The following is a 19331-nucleotide window of genomic DNA, read 5'->3' as shown; positions in this document are numbered from 1 at the left end:
CCAATGGCTCGCCACCAGGGACCAGTCCTCATCGATACCAACGCCATCCTGGAGTGCTTCCGGGTCGGATCCTGGCGCGCGCTTTCGAGCGGCTACAGTGTCGAGACGGTCGAGGATTGCGTGACCGAGACGCAGACCGGCTTTCAGCGCCGGCGGCCCGAATTGCAGATCGACGCCACCCAACTGGCGGCGACGCTCAAGGCGGTCCATCCGGTGGGGGATGCGCAGCGCGCCGTCGTGGCCGTTCGAGCGCCAGACATCGCCTTGGACGTGGGCGAGAGGTCACTATGGGCGCATGCGCTGACGCGAAGCGATGCGTGGGTTCTGTGCGGGCCTGACAAGGCCAGTATGCGTTTCGGCGTTCGGCTTGGCCTCAAGGATCGGCTGATCGCTCTGGAAGCCCTTCTCGACGATGCAGGGCATCGACCGAGAGAGGCTCTGAAATTGGCCTACACCGCCAAGTGGCTTGAAAAGGTCCTTGGAGAATTGTTTATCTCAGAGGGGCTTGGGCGGTCATGACAAACTCGGTCGATATTCGCGCCCATATCGTGGACGTCTTTCGTCGTGACCTTATTGGGCCGGGGCCGCAAGACGCCGATCTGGCGAACGAGCGGCTGAACGAAAGCCCGGCACGCTGGTACCTCGCCGGGTTTCTCGCGCCTGCGGAGGATTCGCTCGCCCTCGATGGGAATGACGACGAGAACGATCCGTCCGCCCAGGAAGAAATGGAAATCGACGTCGAGGAGCCGGACGCGGATGGCGTTGGCGGCGCTGCGACCGACAACGAGGAGCCGGAAGCCCCGAACGCCCGTCGGCGTTTCCTTCCTTCGTCCGTTGGACTGACGGTTTTGCTCGATCCGGATGTCACGTCGATCGAAGCGCGTGTTTCCTGGGGCGACTATCGAACCGAACCGCCATTGCCTGAGGCGATCCTTCTGCCCGAGCCCCTGCCCGAGGAGCTTGGCGAGGACGGCAAGCCCAAGCGGACCGAAAGGCCTATGGTCGACTGGGTTAGGACCCCGAGAGACCGCGTCGTGGCTCTTCCCATCAAGGACGGCCGCGGCGGGCCAATCGTCGTGCCGGAAAGCGCCGCCGAACAACGCCGGGGCGGTGGTCTGGTTTTGGAAACACACTCGCGTCTGTTCAGTTACACGACGCCGGACGGCAAGACGGAGCGCGTCCGCGCCCTCACTGTTTTCCTCGTCAATCGCCGCGCCACCGTTCACCGCTTTTATGCCGATGTCAGCTACGCGTTTCAGGCGCGACTAGAGCTTGTCTGCGAAACCGGGTTCCGCCCGCGTCGGGACCTTTCCGGCTATCGCGCCCAGGATTGGGACCTTCGGATCGCCGATCTGCACTATCGCGACATGCGCGAGTGGGCTGTTGGCCGAAATGCGGCCGCTGGATGGGACACTTCTGAAGACGGCGCCGGCGATGTGACGCGGGTGTGGACCGATCCACTGCCATCGGCGGAGGTCGAACGCGTTGCGCCGAATGAGGACGTTGAATTCAAGGCGCAGGTCGCCTTCGGTATGGAAGCGCTCGCGCAGTTGGCGGAGGGCGATGGCGCCGGACTTCGCGCCGCATTGGCCGATCTGCCCGTGCTCTATGGGATGTGGATCGACGCCGAGCGTAAGAAGCTCGCAGGTGTTCCCACGCGCCGCCGCGAGACCGGCGAACGCCTTATTTCCGAGATGGAGACTGCAAAGAACCGGATTGCGACGGGCATCGAGATCCTCGCGACGGACGCGAAGGCCCGCACGGCGTTCCGCTTCATGAATCTCGCCGTTTCCATGGCCGCGCGCCGTCGTGTCGCCGGCGCTACCGGCGATCCGAGTGCACTCGACGAACCGCAATGGCGGCCGTTCCAGCTCGCCTTTGTACTGCTCAACATGGCCGGGCTGATCGACCGAACTCATATTGATCGTGAGACGGCGGACCTGCTTTTTTTCCCGACGGGCGGTGGCAAAACCGAAGCCTATCTCGGCCTCGCGGCGCTGGTGATCGCACACCGGAGGCTGGGCGGATCGGGCGTGCTCGGCGCCGGCGTCGCCGTCATCATGCGCTACACGCTGCGCCTGCTTACGCTCGACCAGCTCGCCCGCGCCGCTGGTGTCGTCTGCGCGCTGGAACTTATGCGCACCGACCCCAAGAATGTTGATGAGCGCGGCCGGCGAATGCTCGGTGACTGGCCGATCGAGATCGGTCTGTGGGTCGGCTCCGATGCATCGCCGAACAAGCTCGGCGGCAAAGGAAAATCTGACGAGACCACTGCTGTTGGTCGAATTCGGCGGTATCGCAACGGGCGCGACAAGCGCGCGCCAGCTCCGCTCAAGGCCTGTCCTTGGTGTGGAACGGAGTTCACCCCGTCATCTTTTTCCTGCACGCCCAACGAGCATGCACCGACCAATCTGGAAATTCGCTGCGCCAACACCGGCTGCGAGTTCAGCCGGAACCGACCGCTGCCGGTGCTTACGGTCGATGAGCCGATCTACCGGCGCCTGCCGGCGTTTCTGATCGCCACGGTGGACAAGTTCGCCGCTCTGCCGTGGGTGGGCGAGACCGGCGCTTTCTTCGGGCACGTTGACCGTTTCGAAGATGGCGTCGGCTTTTACGGCGCGGCTGAACCGGGCGAAGGCCGACCGTTGGGCAACGGTTGGTCGCTCGATCCGCCCGACCTCATCATTCAGGATGAATTGCACCTTATCGCCGGGCCACTTGGAACGGTCGCGGGTCTGTATGAAGCGGCGATTGATCAACTTGCCTCGCGAGGCGTCGGCGAGAACCGCGTGCGTCCGAAAATCGTGGCGTCGACCGCCACCGTCAGACGGGCGGCTGATCAAATCGCCGCTCTGTTTGATCGTGACATCACCCGTATTTTTCCGCCCCCTGGCATCGATCGCGTGGACAGCTTCTTCGCTCGCACCGTGCCGTCAACGACCAATCCTGCCCGTCTCTATCTCGGCATTGCGGCGCAAGGCCGTGGCCCAAAGCTCGTCTTTCTGCGTTCTCTGACCACCCTCGTCGCCGCCGCGCAGGCGGCGTACGACGCGAATATCCCCGGTGACGCCAAGGCCCGAAATCCAGCCGATCCGTACATGACGGCGCTTTGCTATTTCAATGCGCTGCGCGAGTTGGGCGGGGCACGTCGGATCGTCGAGGATGAAGTGCGCGATCGCGCCGCTCGTTACGGCGCCCAACGCCGCCGGGTGGACCCTGCCGATACACCGTTCGCGGATCGAGCCATCAAGGAACCGATGGAGCTCACGTCTCGTGTCTCGACCGATGAGGTTGCGAAGGCGAAGCAGCGTCTGGAGGCGATCTTTGGTCGGGATGCCGAAACCGTCGATGTGGCCCTTGCAACCAACATGATCTCGGTAGGTCTCGACATCACGCGCCTCGGGCTTATGGTCGTGCAGGGGCAGCCCAAGACAGCTGCGGAATATATCCAGGCGACCAGCCGCGTCGGCCGTGACCACTCCAGGCCGGGCCTGGTGCTGGCGGTTCTAAACCTCCACAAGCCGCGTGACCGGATGCACTTCGAGCAATTCGGACAATTCCACCGCACCTTCTATCGCGCTGTTGAAGCGACGAGCGTCACACCTTGGGCGGCCCGGGCTCTGGATCGAGCCTTGGCTGCGGTCGTGGTCGCTGCGGCGCGTCACGTAGATGGCGCGCTCACCCCGGATGTTGCCGTCAATGAACTGAAGAACAATGTCGGGATCCGCAGCTTGGTCCGAGACTCGATCGTCGATCGCGCGCCGGAACAGATGATTGCTGGCGGTCGCGCGGCTCTATCAAAGCTGATCGACGACATCTTGGACGCCTGGATTGAAACTTCCGATGAGCAGACGGCGGGCGGCAATGCGTTTGCCTACGCCAAGAAAAAGAGTCCGCATCGGCTACTGCACATGCCGCTCGAACCCGAGATCGGCAACTTGGCGGAACCCCACCGCCGCTTTGTGGCGGGCCGTTCCATGCGCGACGTGGAACCCAACGTCACCCTGAAGGTCAGGGATCCCCACGGAAACACGATCGCGAACGCGGATGATCTCGCATGACCAAGAATGCGCAGCGCCTAAGCCAGTTGATTTCGACCTTCGGTCCGGGGGCGATGATCGATCTGCCAACTCGATCCGTCGTGGTCGGCGGACTCGAACAATGGGACATGAAGGGCAACGCCTTCACGACCCTTCCCGAGCCGCGTTTAACGATGCGTCTTGAGCAGATTCTGAAGGAGCAAGGGCGCCTTGATCCGGCAGCCAGTCTGACCTTGAGAACACCGCCGACATCGGTTGATTCAAGGGACGGCGTGCCCCGTGGTGTCGCTGCGCCGATCTTCCCGACATGGTTCATCTGCGAGCAGGTGGAAACCAACACCTCGGGCGCCAAAACGACGCGGCGTCGGCGGTTGGTGCGTTGGCAGGACCTCGACAGTAAGGGCCGTCGAAGGTTCCAATACGATGACGGGCGGAAGAGCGACGTGACGCCGATCCGTTTCGTGTGCGCATGCGACAAGGGGCATCTCCAAGACATCGACTGGCGCTGGGTCGTCCACGGTTCGGGGGCATGCCACGAGCCGATGTGGGTGGAGGAAAAGGGAACCAGCGCGGACCCCGCCGACACCAGCATCGTGTGTGGATGCGGCCGTCGATTGTCCCTTCAGGACACCTTCCAGCCAGGGCGTCTCGGCAAATGCCGCGGCGAGCGCCCGTGGCTGCTCGACCGGGACCCTGAAGGATGCGGGGACAATCTCAAGCTCCTGACGCGAACCGCGACGAATACCTACTTCCCGCAGGTTCACACCGTGATTTCGCTTCCTACCGAGGAAGACGAACTCAGCCAGCTCGTCGATGAGCTATCGGGCGATCTCGCTGGCGTGCAAACAGTCCAGGATGTTGCTCAAGCCAAGAAATTCAATCCAAAGGTATCGGCGTCGCTCGGTCCTTATTCGGACGGCGACATTTTCGATAGGCTGCAGCGCATTCGTGAGGGCGCAAAAACAGACGCCACGCGTTCGCCAAAGCTGTCCGAGTTCGATACGTTTGCCAGCGGCCGTTCTGAGATCGGCGCGAACCATCCGACCGCAAAGCTCTACGCACAGACCCTCCCGCGAGATGCTTGGGCAGACCCTGAGGCTGGGATCGACCTATCCGGAATCAAAAACCTGGTCGCGGTGCATCGCCTGAGGGAGGTTTCATGCCTCTACGGCTTCACGCGCTTTGAAGCGGCGCCCACAGGCTCCGATGGGGACATCGAAGATATTCAGTTGAGTGTTCGTGGCGCGCCGATATCCCGTGATGCTGACTGGTTGCCGGCGATCGAGCAGTTTGGGGAAGGTATCTTCATCCATTTTGATGCCGCCGCTATTGCGGCATGGCTTCAAAAGGAGGCCACGGCTGTCCGCAATCAAAAGCTGCTGGCTGGATACCGGCACTGGCAAAAGCGATTTGCGGGGAAGGCACCGGCCTACCCTGGAACGGCCTACGTACTTCTGCACAGTATATCGCACGCATTGATGGCCGAGATCGCTCTCGATTGCGGCTATCCGGCCAGTTCGCTGAAGGAACGTGTCTACGCGCTGTCCAGCATGCGAGTGAGCGGCGACGTCGACCGCTGCGGGATCCTTATTTATACCGCGAGCGCCGGTGCGCAGGGCACCCTCGGGGGACTTGTCGCGACGGCTCCGAGGTTTGCCTACATCCTCAAAAACGCCTTGGACCGCCTGCGGATTTGCTCAAATGACCCCGTTTGCGCCGATCATGAACCCGACGACAGGAGCGGGGATCGGGCGACTCACGGCGCCGCCTGCCATGGATGCCTCCTGATCGCCGAAACCAGCTGCGAGATGAGGAACCTCTTCCTCGACCGCAGTCTCTTGGTGCCAACGATGGCGGATGATCTGTCCTGCTTCTTTACGTGACTGGGGATGGCGCTCAGTGGTCCCTTGGGGTGCCCATGATCCGTCTTCAGTGCCTTGGCTGGCTATGAATGAAGGAGCCGAGAGCGAGAGGAAGGGTGGGGTCTTGCCCGGCTCCACAAAACGCTCGAACATGCTATTCCAATCCCAGGCGATCGGAACAATCGCTGCCGGCTAATTGGAAGTCAACGGGTCGCTGATTGGAAGCTTGTAAGCCGCGATCCGGAAGAGCGGGAGGGGAAAGCTTTCCTCCCCGCCGGCAGCCGTTTGCCGACCCGCCTTTCTGCGGCCCCCGGGAACATGGGATTCCATCGCCGCGCATATGAGCTATTGAATTAGCTTCATATTCGGCCAGCCTCGCCCGGGACTTCGAAAGCATCCCGTAATCGTCGGCAAGGGTGGCTCACCAGCACCGTTGCGCGAAGCGGGAGAGGCAGAGCGGAGCCGAACTTCACGACGGGCTGGAAGGCGAGAGAGAGGCTCCCGCGCGCCCGTCGCGGAGGTTCGCTCATGAGCTACGACTACAGCGACGCTATCGCCAGAGCCCTCGCCACTCAAGGTGGACATCTATTCATCGGACGAGGCGGCTTTTCATTGCATTACGAGAACGGCTGGCTGAGCGGTTATGACTGTGAGACGGTCAAAGCGACGGCGATCGCCGCAGGCTTGCCCGTGATCGACAGCCGCAAAGTGGATCTCGGCGAAGTAGCAGAACTCGCGATTCGTGGCCCGATGATAGCGGTGGGGCGACCGGCCGATCTGCCACCCTGGAACGCGTATGGCGCGACAATCTGGATGAGAGGTGCGCGACAAACAGGATGATGCTTTGCGGTCGCGGTAGGGAGATGATTGTCGCGGCGCGACAATAAGGCAAGCAGATTTTTTGACGTTCGATTTGTTTGTCGCGGAGCGACACTCAGGATGCGGCTTTGATTGTCGCGCGCGATGCGGGGCGTCCTGGTCCTTGCGCTTTTTTGATCGCTGCTTTTCGTCGATAGCTGTCGACGTTCATTTCGAAGATGGTCGCGTGGTGGACGAGCCTGTCGATGGCGGCGAGGGTCATGGCCTGATCGCCGGACAAGGCAGGATGATACAATCCTCGGACGGATCGGATGCGTGATCACCGTCACCGATTCCCGGCATTCTCTTTTTGGTCAACAGTTTACAGTCTTGTCGGAACGTTCGGGCCGGGGCCCCGCCTTTGTGGTTGTCGAATTGCCTGACGGACGCAGGCGTTCGATCCGGATTGCCTCCACTGACCTTGGCCGAGCGCCGCCCGCCGCGGATCAAAATGCAGCTGATCTGCCTCGCGTCAGCGTGCGCACGCTGATCCCATTGACGCGGCATTTGAACGCGAAGCTCTCCCTCTTCGCCGAGGAGGTGATTCGCGATGACCATCCAAGTCCTGCCACGTCGCGTAGCGTCTCTGCCGCCGTCGATTCCGGTCTGCGTAACCAGCCGGCTCCCGACATTAGCACCCCGTCTTTGGCCGAATCTGCCGGCCGAGACGCAAACACAGCTTGCCCAGCTGGTGGCGCAACTGATGCGCCGCGTACAGCGGGCGGAGGACGCTGCGCCAAGGGAGATCGCTCATGCTGATGACATCGAACCTTGATGACGAGCGCCTTACGACCGCGCATCGGGCCAAATTGGCCTATGTCTATGTCCGGCAATCGTCGGTGAACCAGGTGCGTCAGCACCAGGAGAGCACGGAGCTGCAATATCGCCTCGTCGATCGCGCCATCGGCTTGGGATGGCCTCATGAGCGCGTTCAGGTCATTGACGAGGACCTTGGAAAATCGGGCGCGGGCGGCGTCGAGCGTCACGGCTTTCAGAAATTGATCGCCGAGATCGGCCTCGGCAACGCCGGTCTGGTCATCAGTCTCGATGCGTCGCGCTTGGCGCGCAACAATCGCGACTGGCATCAGCTCCTCGAGCTGTGCTCGGTGTTTGGCGTGCTCATCGCCGATGGCGAGCGCCTGTATGACCCGCGAGTCTATCATGATCGCCTGCTGCTCGGACTGTCCGGCATCATGAGCGAGGCGGAACTCCACCAGATTCGCATGCGCTTGCATCAGGGAGAGCGTCAAAAAGCGGCTCGCGGCGAACTCCGGCTGCCCTTGCCTGCCGGGCTCGCTTACGACCGGGCGGGGGCAATCATTCTCAATCCCGATGAAGAGGTGCAGGCTCGCATCCAGCTTGTCTTCGCCAAGTTCCGGGAGTTGCAAAGCGCCCGAGGCGTGATGCGCTTTCTGCGGGCGAATGGCCTGCCATTGCCGGTCCGTCCGGTCCTGGGACCAAGCCCGCATGACGTCATCTGGCAGGAAGCCGATAGCGCGCGGGTTCGCAATATTCTTCAGAATCCTGCTTATGCTGGAGCCTATGTATACGGTCGCCGGCAGAGGGATCCGATGAAATGCCGCCCCGGGTCAATCCGGGGAACCGTCAAGGTGGCTGTCACGGATTGGGCGGTTTGCTTGCAGGCCGCTCACTCTGGTTACATTGGCTGGGAGGAGTTCATGGCCAACCGGCGGCGATTGGCGGACAACGCCAGCGGTTATGAGGCGGGCCGCGCCGGCGCCCCGCGCAAAGGCTCGGCGCTGCTTCAAGGCGTCGCCATTTGCGGGCGCTGCGGGCGGCGCATGAGCTTGCGTTACACCGGCCCAAATGGCGATTATCCGGTCTATTGCTGCCGATCTGACCGGGACCAGCGGGGCGTCGCCTTGTGCCAAGAAGTGCGGGCCTTACCCATTGACGCGTTCGTTGAAGGCGTTCTCCTCGACGCCCTCGCCCCGGATCGGATTGCGATTGCGCTCGCGGCGATGGGGCAGCTGGAGGAAGAGAGCCGGCAACTCGAACGGCAATGGGCGCTCCGTCGCGAACGCGCCCGCTACGAAGCCGAACGCGCGCGCCGCCAATATGACGCGGTCGAACCGGAAAATCGACTCGTGGCGCGATCACTCGAACGCGTTTGGGAGGAGAAGCTGCGCGCCGTCGAGGCGATTGATCAAGAGCATGCGCGCTGGCGATCAGAGGAGCCGCTCGTCTTGCACGAGGCGGATCGCGCCTCGCTGCAAACCTTGGGCGAAAACCTGCCGCGGATATGGCGCGCGACCACCACTTCGGCCGCCGACCGAAAGCGCATTCTGCGCTTCATCGTGCGTGAAGTGATCCTTGACCAAAAACGCACGCATGGCCAAATCTGGCTCAAGATCGTTTGGCAGACCGGCGCGACGAGCGAACATTGCTTGCCGAGGCGCGTTCACGCTTACGGCGACCATGTTGATCTAGACGGGCTGCAGCGGCGAATCACGCAACTCAATGCCGCGGGCAAGATGGACAAGGAGATCGCGGAAATCCTGAATCAAGAAGGCTTTGTCGCGGCGCGCGGCTGCGCATTCAAGGGCGACAATGTCTGGTTGCTGCGCAACCGTTGGGGCATTCCAACGGTAAAAATCAACGGCGTCGACCCCAACCCACTGCGGTGGCCGGACGGCAGCTATTCGATCCAGGGTGCCGCCGCGGCCCTCGGCGTGACGCCGCAGACGATTTTCGATTATCTTGCTCGAGGCCTCCTGGCGGGCCATCAACTAACAAAGGGCCAGCCGTGGCAAATCGACCTCTCAGCAGAACAAATTGATAGGCTTCGCGCTCACGTGCAGCGCATGAGACGCTCAAAAAAGGAGGCATCATGAAAGCGTCGGCTCGGGAAAGATTTTCCCCCATTCGCCAAAAGGCTGATTTGCTGTGATGAGCAGGGAACGTCGTTCGTAGCGGGCGCTGATCAGCTCGAAGAGGACGCTGGTTTCCGCCTGATCCTTGGCGACATAGGCGAGATCGTCGAGGATGAGCAGATGATATTTGTCGAGTTTGTCGATTGCCGCTTCGAGGGCGAGGTCGCGCCGCGCGACTTGCAGTTTCTGCACGAGGTCGGTGGTGCGGGCGAAGAGCACGCGCCAGCCGTTTTCAATGAGCGCGAGACCGAGCGCTGCGGCGAGGTGCGACTTGCCGGCGCCGGGTGGCCCGAACAACAGCAGATTGGCGCCTTTTTCGAGCCAGGCGTCGCCGGCGGCGAGCGCTTTCGCTTGCGCCTTGGAGACCATCGGCACGGCGTCGAAGTCGAAGGCATCCAAGCTCTTGCCGGGTGGTAGCCGCGCTTCGGCGAGATGGCGAGCGAAGCGGCGCTGACCTCTGTCGGCGATCTCCTGCTCGGCGAGGGCGGCGAGGAAACGGGCGGCGGGCCAGCCCTCCTTGTCGGCGGTCACGGCGAGCGCGCTCCAGACGAGCTTGACGCCGGAGAGACGCAGTTCCGAAAGCATGAGGTCGACACGGGCAGCGTCGATTTTGTCGTTCGCCTTCATGCTGCTTCTCCTGCGACGGAGGCGATCGCGTCATAGACGGCGAGCGCGGGAAGCGCGACGACGACCTTTGGCGCCGCTGCGGTCTTGGGCGCGAAGCGTTGGCTCAGCGCGGCAAGGTCCGGCAGGCGCCCGGCGTTGAGTTCGGCGTCGATGGCGTGGGCGAGTTCCGCCTCGCAGGCGCGTTCATGGGCGAGCGCCAGCAGGCCGACCATCGTGCGACAGGCGGGCTTTTCTCCCACCTCCGCCAATAAGGCGTCGAAGGCCTTCGCATAGGTGCGCCTTGGAAAGAGCTGCTCACGATAAACGAGATTGAGCAGCGCCATGGGTTTTCGGCGCAGGGAACGGATGACGTGCCGATAATCGACGACATGGCCGTGTCTGCCGTTGGGGCCGGATCGCCCGCGCCGCAAGGTGAAGAGATGCGTCGTCCCTTGAAAGACATCGAGCCGATCGTCGTAAAGCCGCACCAAGAGCTTGTGGCCGATCAGGCGCGACGGCACGCTGTAGAACACTTTGCGCAGCGTGAAGGCGCTCGACGAGGTCACGGTGACGCGCGCCTCCTCGTAATCGGAGGTTTTACGCGCCGGCAGTTCTTTGAGCGCGGCGCGTTCGAGATCGATGCGCGCGGCGTTGCGGGCGTTGCGGCGGCCGATCAGTTCGTCGACGAAGCGCCGCCAGGCCGAAAGGTCGTCGAAGTCCCGCGAGCCGCGCAACAGCAGTTCGTCCTCGAGCGCACGCTTGATATGGCCGTGGGCGCTTTCGATGGAGCCGTTCTCGTGCGAGACGCCCAGATTGTTGCGGGTCGGCGTCATGCCGTAATGAGCGCACAGCGCCTCGTAGCGACGCGTCAAATCCTCCTGCGCATCGTCGTCGAGATTGCGGAAGGCGGCGGACAGGCTGTCGCTGCGATGTTGCTGCGGCGCGCCGCCGAGCGTCCACAGGGCGTTCTGCAATCCTTCCGCCAGAGCGACGAAGCTTTCGCCGCCGAGCACGACATGGGCGGACTCGAAGCCGGAGAACGGCAGGCGGAAGTGATAGAGCCGATGATCGAGCGGCTCGCTGGCGATGCTGACGCCAAGATCGCGCATGTCGGAAAAGTCCGAGAGCCCCATGCGGCCCGGCGGATGCTCCTGGCGGAAAATCACCTCCTGCTCGGGGCCGTGGACCGCGCGCCAGGTCCGGATCCGCCGCTCCAGCGTGCGCCGCATGCCGGGGCTCATGTCGGGATGCCGGCGGCGCAGCTCCTCGAAGACGCCGATCGGCCGCAAGGACGGCGCCGCCTTCAGCATTGGGACGACCTCGCTGTCCCATATGTTTTCGAGCGGATCGGGTCGCCGGCGCCCCCGTGGCGCTTTCTTTTGCGAGGGGAGCCGGGGATCTTTTTCCAGCCTGTAGGCGGTCGCCGGGCTGAATCCGGCTTTCGCCGCCGCGATGGCGGCGGGATAGGTTTTGCGAAACTGCATGAAGAGCCTCTTCTGACGATCGGTGACATGGCGGCCAGGCAACGAATCGGTCCTCCCAGACGGAAAACCGACCCTTCACCCAGCCCTCACGACCGCCAGACAGGCGTTTTTCGGGGCCGCGCGCGGGGGGTTGGCGTAACTTCGGACGGGCTACGCCCTCCCTCCGTCACGCCAACCCCCGCGCGATTCTCATCCTGATTGACGCTGGACTCTCACCTTGTTTGTCGCGCGGCAAACGCGCTTTCTTATGCGCCGCTCGACGCGGTCGCAGAGGCTTACGCTCGCGCTGGAGCGGATGTGTGCAACTTGCCTGTCTGTGGAGCGAGGGAGGCGGCCGCCTGAGAGCGAGAGGGCCCTTCGGGCTCTGCGAAGGGAAAGGGGGCGAGAGAGAGGCTTTCGTCCGCCCTTCGCGGAGTCGAAGGACATGTCGAAGATCACGCTGGTGGGTGCAAGCGATATTGCGCTGGACAAACTCGTGGCGTCGGACGCGAATGTGCGGCGCATCAAGGCGGGAGTGAGCGTCGAGGATTTGGCCGAGGACATCGCCCGGCGCGGGCTGCTGCAGTCGTTGAGCGTCCGACCGCTCGTCGATGGCGACGGCGTGGAGAAAGGAAAATACACCGTGACCGCCGGCGGGCGGAGGCTCGCGGCGCTAAAACTTCTCGTCAAGCAGAAGCGCCTCGCGAAGAACGCGCCCGTGCCCTGCATCGTCAAGACCGACGGTGTCGAGGAAGAAGACTCCCTCGCCGAGAACACGATGCGCGAAGCGCTGCATCCGCTCGATCAATTCCGGGCTTTCAAGAACCTGCATGAGCAGGGCTTGAGCATCGACGACATCGCGGCGCGGTTTTTCGTCGGCGCGCAGATCGTGCGTCAGCGTCTCAAACTCGCCGCGGCGAGTCCCAAACTGCTCGACCTTTATGTCGGCGAAGAATTGTCGCTCGACCAGCTCATGGCCTTTTGCGTGACCGACGATCACGCGCGGCAGGAGGAAGTCTGGGACGCGCTCTCGCGCTCCTACGACAAGGGACCCTATGCGATCCGCCGCCAGTTGACGCAAGGCGCGGTTCGGGCCTCCGACAAGCGCGGCCAGTTCGTCGGCATTGAGGCTTATGAGACGGCGGGCGGCGTCGTGCTGCGCGACCTCTTCAACCGCGATGACGGAGGTTGGCTGCAAGATGCCGCCCTGCTCGATCGACTCGCGCGCGAGAACCTCGAGCGCGCAGCCGAGGAAGTCCGCGCCGAGGGTTGGAAGTGGTCCGAGATCGCGATCGACTTTCCCTATGGCCACACCACGGGCCTGCGGCGGTTGCCGGGGACCCAAGCGCCGATCACGGAAGAGGAGCAGGCGCGCTACGACGCAGCGGTCGCCGAATACAATCGCCTGTCCGAGGAGCAGGAGAGCGCCGACGAGATTCCGGAGGACGCCGATCAACGCATGGCCGAACTCGAGGTGGAGATCGCGTCGATCGACGAGCGTCCGTCAATCTATGACCGGGCCGAGATCGCCCGCGCGGGCGTCTTCGTCAGTATCGATCACGACGGCCGCCTCAAGGTCGAGCGCGGATTCGTCCGCCCCGAGGACGAAGCTCGCAAGGAGGGTGGCGCACTGGCCGCGGCGGGGGAGCTGCGATCCGGCGCCCAATCGGGCGCCGACGGCGCCATGGTGGGCGCCGACACGGAGACAGGCCTCGCCTCGCCGGAGCCGACCGAGGAAGAGGTCGAAACCTCGCCAAAGCTCTCTGGGCTCATGGTCGTCGAGCTCTCGGCCCATCGCACCGTGGCTATGCGCCTGGGCCTGGCGAGCAATCCGCAGGCCGCTTTTCTCGCCGCGACGCACGCTCTGGCGCTGAACGCTTTCTACAGTGCGAGTTCCCACTCCTGTCTCGATCTCTCCGAGCGCAGCGTGACGCTCGGTTCGCACGCCCCCGGCATTGGCGACAGTCTTGCGGCGCGGACCCTGTTCGAGTCGTTCGGCAATTGGCAGATGCGTCTGCCCGCCGATCCGGCCAATCTCTGGTCGTGGCTTCTTGCGCAGGACGAGAGCGCTCGCGCCGAACTCTTCGCGCTGTGCATCGGCCTCAGCGTCAACGCTCTGAACATGCCCTGGGAGCGACGAACCGGCGTGCTCCAGCATGCCGATCGACTCGCAGAACATATCGCGCTCGACATGCGCGCCTCTTGGAGCGCCACCGTGGAGAGCTTCTTCGGCAAGGTCACCAAGGCGCACATATTGGCGGCGGTGCGGGAGGCGAAGGGCGACGAGACGGCGGAGATGATCGCTCACCTGAAGAAGGCGGACATGGCCGCTGAGGCTGAGCGCCTTCTGCAAGGAACGGGATGGCTGCCCGAGGGTTTGCGCACGCCGAACCTCGACGCACCGCCCCTGATCCAGGAACCAGGCGCGCCCGCGGGCGATCCCTCAACCACGCAGGACGAGGGGCTGCCGGCCTTTCTCGAAGAGTCAATCGAAAGTCCTGACTATCCCGCCGCCGCCGAATAACCGGCGCCAGCCCATCCACCTTCAACATCGAAGTACAGAGCTCGCCCTCGCCGGCGGGCTCTTTTCTTATGCGGAGGTCAACATGTTCGACTGGTATCGACTCTGCGCCTATGACGGCGCGCAAAAGAGGAAATTTCATCGCGAGGTGCGAGCCGCATTGCGCGCGCTCGCGAAGGAGCTGCGGTTCCCCGAGGGTTCGCATGATTTGCGTTCGAACCAAGGAGGCGTTGCCGTCAGCGGCGAGATCACGATGCACCATGATCGGGTCTACATCCAAGTTTGCCAACCTGCGACGGGCGCCGACAGCGGAATTCTGATCCGCACTTGCGAAGGTCGGCGCGACTATGAGGGCGGCAGAAATCATCTCGCGCCCTTGTCGTTGCTCGATCACCCCGCCGAGCTCGCGGACTATGTGCGCGCGGTGATGAGCGGCGATCTTTCGCTGATCAGCCGGATGTTCGGACCGCTCGCGCACAAACGGCTGGCGCGCGGGTGAACGACAAGGAGGGTGAGAGCAAGAGGGCTTTGCCGGGAAGGGCGAGCCCGGGAAGCGATGAGAGAGAGCGTCCCGGGCCGGTCCCAAAAATCCCGGAGATGATCGATGAGCCCGAGCCTCGCTGCTGTCCGTAGCAAAGTTGCCCAAGCCGAGTTTTCTTTCGCGACCGACGACAAGCCGCACGCGCTGATGATGGCGGCACAGGCGCTCGTCGGCCTTCTAACCAAGGGCCAGGCGATCAATGTCGTCGGCCTGCGCGCGGCGATGGAGGGCGCGTTTGGCGCGAGTGACGCGGAGGGCGCCTGGCGTTGGAAGGACGCTTATGAGTCGTTGGAGGCGGCGCAGGTCCTGTTCCTGCGCCGCTACGGCCCCGCGATGGTCACGCGCGCGAACAGGGAGCCGTCGCGGGTCCTGGCGATGCTCTCGAAGATCGGGGCGCTGCTGCCGAGCGAAACGCGGCGCTCGGAAGAAAGCCATGCGCTGCAGCAGTTCTCGACGCCGCTGGAATTCGCCTATGTGGCGAGCCTCGCTGCGGGGCTGGGCGCTGGCGACATCGTGCTCGAGCCTTCCGCCGGCACGGGAATGCTGGCGATCCATGCCGAGCTCGCGGGCGCGAAACTCGTCCTCAACGAATGGGCCGAGACCCGGGCCGATCTCCTCAAACTCTTGTTTCCGGGAGCGCCGCTCAGCCGCTTTGACGGGGCGCAGCTGCATGATCGCCTCGACGCCGATCTGGCCCCTAACGTCGTGCTGATGAATTCGCCCTTTTCCTCGTCGCCGCTGATCGAGGGGCGGCACGCCGCCGCGACATTCGAGCATATTCGCGCGAGCCTTTCGCGTCTGCGCACCGGCGGACGACTCGTCGCCATCACCGGTGAAAACTTTGCGCCGACGTCGAATAGCTGGCGCGGAAGTTTTGTGCGTTTGCAGGAGCACGGACGGCTCGTCTTCACCGCCTCACTCGCGCGCGGATTTTTCGCGCGGCATGGAACAAGCGTCGAGAGCAGGCTGACGGTTTTCGACAAGACGCCGGCTGAAAACCCGAAAGAATTCCCGCAAGGGTTCGGTCCGGTCGCTGACCTTCCGGAATTGCTCGCGCTCGTGCAGCGGGATATTCCGCCGCGCGCGCCTCTCGTTGCGGAGGCGCAGGGCAACGGCAACGCGCCGGTTCTCGGTAGCGTCGTCGCGACCGTCAAACCGATCACGCCGGTCTTTGCGACTCGCGGCGCTGCCCCGCTGCTCACGTTTGCTGGGTCAACGCGCCCTGCCCCGCTTTCAAGCAAAGGTGTTGTTGCAGTCCCCGCCTCGCGCATCACGGCGCCTGGCGAGATCGTCGAGCTCGCCTATGAGCCTCGCGACTGGAAAGCGCCCGAAGGCGACGCGTTGAGCGCCGGGCTCTACGAGCCCTATGCCGTGCAGTCGATCGGGATCCAGGGCGCCAAGCCGCATCCAACGACGCTCGTGCAATCCGCCGCCATGGCATCGGTCGCGCCGCCAAAACCCTCCTATCAACCGCATCTCCTGAAAAGCGTTGTCGAGTCGGGGCTCTTGTCCAACGCGCAGCTCGAGAGCGTCATCTACGCCGGCGAAGCCCATAGCTGCCATCTCGCCGGTTCCTTCCTCGTCAATGAAAGCTTCGATACGGTCTCGGCAGCTCCCGACGCCGCCGAGAAGGCGGTGAGTTTCCGCCGCGGCTATTATCTCGGCGATGGCACGGGCGCTGGTAAGGGACGCCAGGTCGCGGGCGTCGTCCTCGACAATTGGCTCAAAGGCCGCCGCAAGGCGCTCTGGATCTCGAAATCCGACAAGCTGCTCGAAGACGCGCAGCGCGACTGGGCGGCTCTCGGTCAGGAGAAGCTGCAGATCGTTCCGCAGTCCCGCTTCAAGCAGGGCGCGCCGATCAAGCTCTCCGAGGGCATCCTCTTCACGACCTATTCGACTCTGCGTTCGGATGAACGCCAGGGCCGTGACGGCGCGCTGAAGGCGTCTCGCCTAGCGCAGATCATCGACTGGCTGGGAGCGGATTTTGACGGCGTCATCGTCTTCGATGAGGCTCACGCCCTCGCTAACGCCGTCGGGGACAAGGGCGAGCGCGGCGAGAAGACCGCTTCTCAGCAAGGCCGGGCGGGCTTGCGGCTGCAAAACGCCCTGCCCGATGCGCGTGTCCTCTATGTCTCGGCCACCGGGGCGACGACCGTCGCCAATCTCGCCTACGCCACGCGCCTGGGGCTCTGGGGCTCAATGGACATGCCCTTCGCGACGAGGCAGGATTTCGTCTCGGCGATGGAGGCGGGCGGGATCGCCGCCATGGAGGTGCTGGCGCGCGATCTCAAGGCGCTTGGCCTCTATGCGTCGCGCGCCCTCTCCTACGCCGGGGTCGAGGTCGAGATGCTGGAGCACCAGCTCTCGCCGGAGCAAATCCGCATCTATGACGCCTACGCCGGCGCCTTCGAGATCATCCATAATAATCTGACCGCGGCCTTGGAAGCCGCCAATATCACCGGCGAAGGCGGCAGGGCCTATAACCGCAACGCCAAGAGCGCCGCGCGCTCGGCTTTCGAATCCAACAAGCAGCGCTTCTTCAACCATCTGATCACGGCGATGAAGGTGCCGAGCCTCATCGCTTCGATCAAGCGGGACTTGGCGGCGGGTCACGCTGCCGTGATCCAAATCGTCTCGACCAGCGAAGCGCTGATGGAGCGCCGCCTTGCGGAAATCCCAGCTTCCGAATGGGGCGATCTTTCCTGCGATATCACTCCCCGCGAATATGTTCTGGACTATCTCGCCCATTCGTTCCCGACGCAGCTTTACGAGGTCTATTCCGACGAGAACGGCGATCTTCAGTCGCGCCCGGTCGTCGATGAGAACGGCAATCCCGTCCAATCGCGCGAAGCCGTGGAGCGCCGCAATCGGTTGATCGAGCACCTCGCAGCTCTCCCCGCCGTGCAGGGCGCGCTCGACCAAATCGTGCAGCGCTTTGGGACCGAGATGGTCGCCGAGGTCACCGGCCGCTCGCGGCGAATCGTCCGCAAGACTGACGCCCGGGGCTCGGATCGGCTCTGCGTCGAGAACCGGCCGGCTTCCGCCCATCTTGGCGAGACGCAAGCCTTCATGGACGACGAGAAACGCATCCTCGTCTTTTCCGACGCCGGCGGCACGGGCCGTTCCTATCACGCCGAGCGCAGCGCCAGGAATCAGAGGCTCCGCGTCCATTACCTGCTCGAGCCCGGCTGGAAGGCGGATAACGCCATCCAGGGCCTCGGGCGCACGAACCGCACCAATCAGGCGCAGCCGCCTTTGTTCCGCCCCGTCGCGACCGACGTGAAGGGCGAGAAGCGCTTTCTTTCGACGATCGCCCGGCGGCTCGACACGCTCGGCGCCATCACGCGGGGGCAACGCCAGACCGGCGGCCAGGGCCTCTTCCGGCCCGAGGACAATCTCGAATCGCCCTACGGCCGCACGGCGCTGCGGCAGCTCTATCAGCTCGTCTATGCCGGCAAGGTCGAAGGATGTTCGCTGACGCGTTTCGAGGAGGCAACGGGTCTGGATCTCACCGATCAGGACGGCAGCCTCAAGGAGGAGTTGCCGCCGATCTCGACGTTCCTCAACCGCATCCTCGCGCTGCCGATCGCGCTCCAGAATCTTCTCTTCGAGGTGTTCGAGGGGCTGATGGAGGCGCAGGTCGAGGCGGCGATCCAGGCTGGCGTCTTCGATGTCGGCGTCGAGACGCTGATGGCCGAAAGCCTCGTCGTCACGCACCGCCAGACAATCTCTGTGCATGGAAAGAGCGGGGCTGAGACGCAGCTGCTGACGATCCTTCGCAAGGACAAGACGAGGATCACCGCGCTCGACGAGGCGTTCGAATATGCGACCGCCTCGCAAAAGTCGCGACTGATGACCAACGAGCAGTCTGGTCGCGCCGCCGTCAAATTGCCGGCGACGGCGTTGATGCAGGACGACGGCTCGGTTCAGCCGCGGGTCCGCCTGCTGCGCCCGACGCATGCCGATGTGGTCACCGTCGAGGCCCTGGAGCGCTCGCATTGGCGCGAAACAAGCTCGGAAGAATTCCGGCGGGCGTGGGAGGCCGAGGTCGCTTCTCTACCGAAGCTGACCGAGAGCACTTTTCATATCGTGACCGGCCTCTTGCTTCCGGTTTGGAACCGGCTCCCCGACGAGGCGGCGCGGGTCTATCGCCTGCAGACCGAAGATGGCGAACGCGTCATCGGCCGGCTCGTCTCGCCTGCGAGCGCCGCCGTTCTCATGGATGCGACGGGCTCCGGCGCCCCTGCCCTTGCGCCGATTGCCGCCATCGCCGCGGTCATGCAAGACGGCGCGGGGCTCGTTCTGGCCGAAGGACTCGTCCTCAAGCGCTCTTTGGTCATGAACCGTCACCGGCTCGAACTTGTGGGCTTCGGCGACACCTTGGTCGACCGGCTGAAGGCGCAGGGCCTGACTTCGGAAATCATCGCGTGGAAGCTGCGGCTCTTCGTGCCGCTCGGCGATGACGCTTTGAGGATCGTCGAGAAGCTTCTCGCGCTCTATCCCCTGCTCCGTGTCGCGCCTGCGACCCGCGTCAGTTCGTAAGGCG

General features: G+C 63.7%; 9 protein-coding genes and 2 pseudogenes. 8 read left to right on the top strand and 3 right to left on the bottom strand.

Translation table 11 applies throughout. The features are described from left to right. Positions 1-3 precede the first annotated feature (3 nt). The 4 genes from OGR47_RS21350 to OGR47_RS21335 all read left to right on the top strand — a co-directional run bounded on the left by OGR47_RS21350 (position 4) and on the right by OGR47_RS21335 (position 6742). The gene (locus OGR47_RS21350; RefSeq protein ID WP_165050583.1) at positions 4-519 is read left to right on the top strand and encodes a hypothetical protein; all 516 of its coding nucleotides are present in this window, start codon (positions 4-6) and stop codon (positions 517-519) included. After that, entirely contained in the window at positions 516-4061 is a 3546-nt protein-coding gene (gene drmA, locus OGR47_RS21345; protein ID WP_165050585.1) for a DISARM system helicase DrmA, read from the top strand. The genes OGR47_RS21350 and drmA overlap by 4 nt, the downstream gene beginning before the upstream one ends. Continuing rightward, a complete protein-coding gene (drmB, locus tag OGR47_RS21340) occupies positions 4058-5923 on the top strand; it encodes a DUF1998 domain-containing protein (protein WP_165050587.1) in 1866 nt (621 codons plus the stop codon). The genes drmA and drmB overlap by 4 nt, the downstream gene beginning before the upstream one ends. A gap of 507 nt (positions 5924-6430) precedes the next feature. Beyond that, on the top strand, positions 6431-6742 hold the full coding sequence (locus tag OGR47_RS21335) for a hypothetical protein (RefSeq protein ID WP_165050590.1): 312 nt from the start codon (positions 6431-6433) through the stop codon (positions 6740-6742). A 94-nt stretch (positions 6743-6836) separates the two neighbouring features. Here OGR47_RS21335 and OGR47_RS21330 read toward each other — a convergent pair. Continuing rightward, positions 6837-6992: pseudogene (locus tag OGR47_RS21330) on the bottom strand (ATP-binding protein); the annotation flags it as partial. 520 nt (positions 6993-7512) lie between these two features. Between OGR47_RS21330 and OGR47_RS21325 the strand changes: the two are divergent. Beyond that, positions 7513-9615 (top strand): recombinase family protein, encoded by a 2103-nt coding sequence (locus OGR47_RS21325; protein ID WP_206527416.1) that lies wholly within the window; start codon positions 7513-7515, stop codon positions 9613-9615. Here OGR47_RS21325 and istB read toward each other — a convergent pair. Both istB and istA read right to left on the bottom strand, forming a co-directional pair. Continuing rightward, a pseudogene (istB, locus tag OGR47_RS21320) lies at positions 9613-10281 on the bottom strand (IS21-like element helper ATPase IstB); the annotation flags it as partial. The gene OGR47_RS21325 and the pseudogene istB sit on opposite strands and share 3 nt — an antisense overlap. Continuing rightward, a complete protein-coding gene (gene istA / locus OGR47_RS21315; RefSeq protein ID WP_165050592.1) occupies positions 10278-11786 on the bottom strand; it encodes an IS21 family transposase in 1509 nt (502 codons plus the stop codon). The pseudogene istB and the gene istA, both read right to left, overlap by 4 nt. A gap of 382 nt (positions 11787-12168) precedes the next feature. Between istA and OGR47_RS21310 the strand changes: the two genes are divergently transcribed. The 3 genes from OGR47_RS21310 (at position 12169) to OGR47_RS21300 (ending at position 19327) form a co-directional block, all read left to right on the top strand. Further along, a complete protein-coding gene (locus OGR47_RS21310) occupies positions 12169-14247 on the top strand; it encodes a ParB/RepB/Spo0J family partition protein (protein WP_165050594.1) in 2079 nt (692 codons plus the stop codon). An 82-nt stretch (positions 14248-14329) separates the two neighbouring features. Then, entirely contained in the window at positions 14330-14743 is a 414-nt protein-coding gene (locus tag OGR47_RS21305) for a hypothetical protein (RefSeq protein WP_165050596.1), read from the top strand. 105 nt (positions 14744-14848) lie between these two features. Then, a complete protein-coding gene (locus OGR47_RS21300) occupies positions 14849-19327 on the top strand; it encodes a strawberry notch-like NTP hydrolase domain-containing protein (protein ID WP_165050599.1) in 4479 nt (1492 codons plus the stop codon). The last annotated feature ends 4 nt before the right edge of the window (positions 19328-19331 follow it).

Source organism: Methylocystis sp. MJC1 (assembly GCF_026427715.1).
Classification (GTDB): Bacteria; Pseudomonadota; Alphaproteobacteria; order Rhizobiales; family Beijerinckiaceae; genus Methylocystis.
This window is presented reverse-complemented; position numbering and strand designations above follow the sequence as displayed.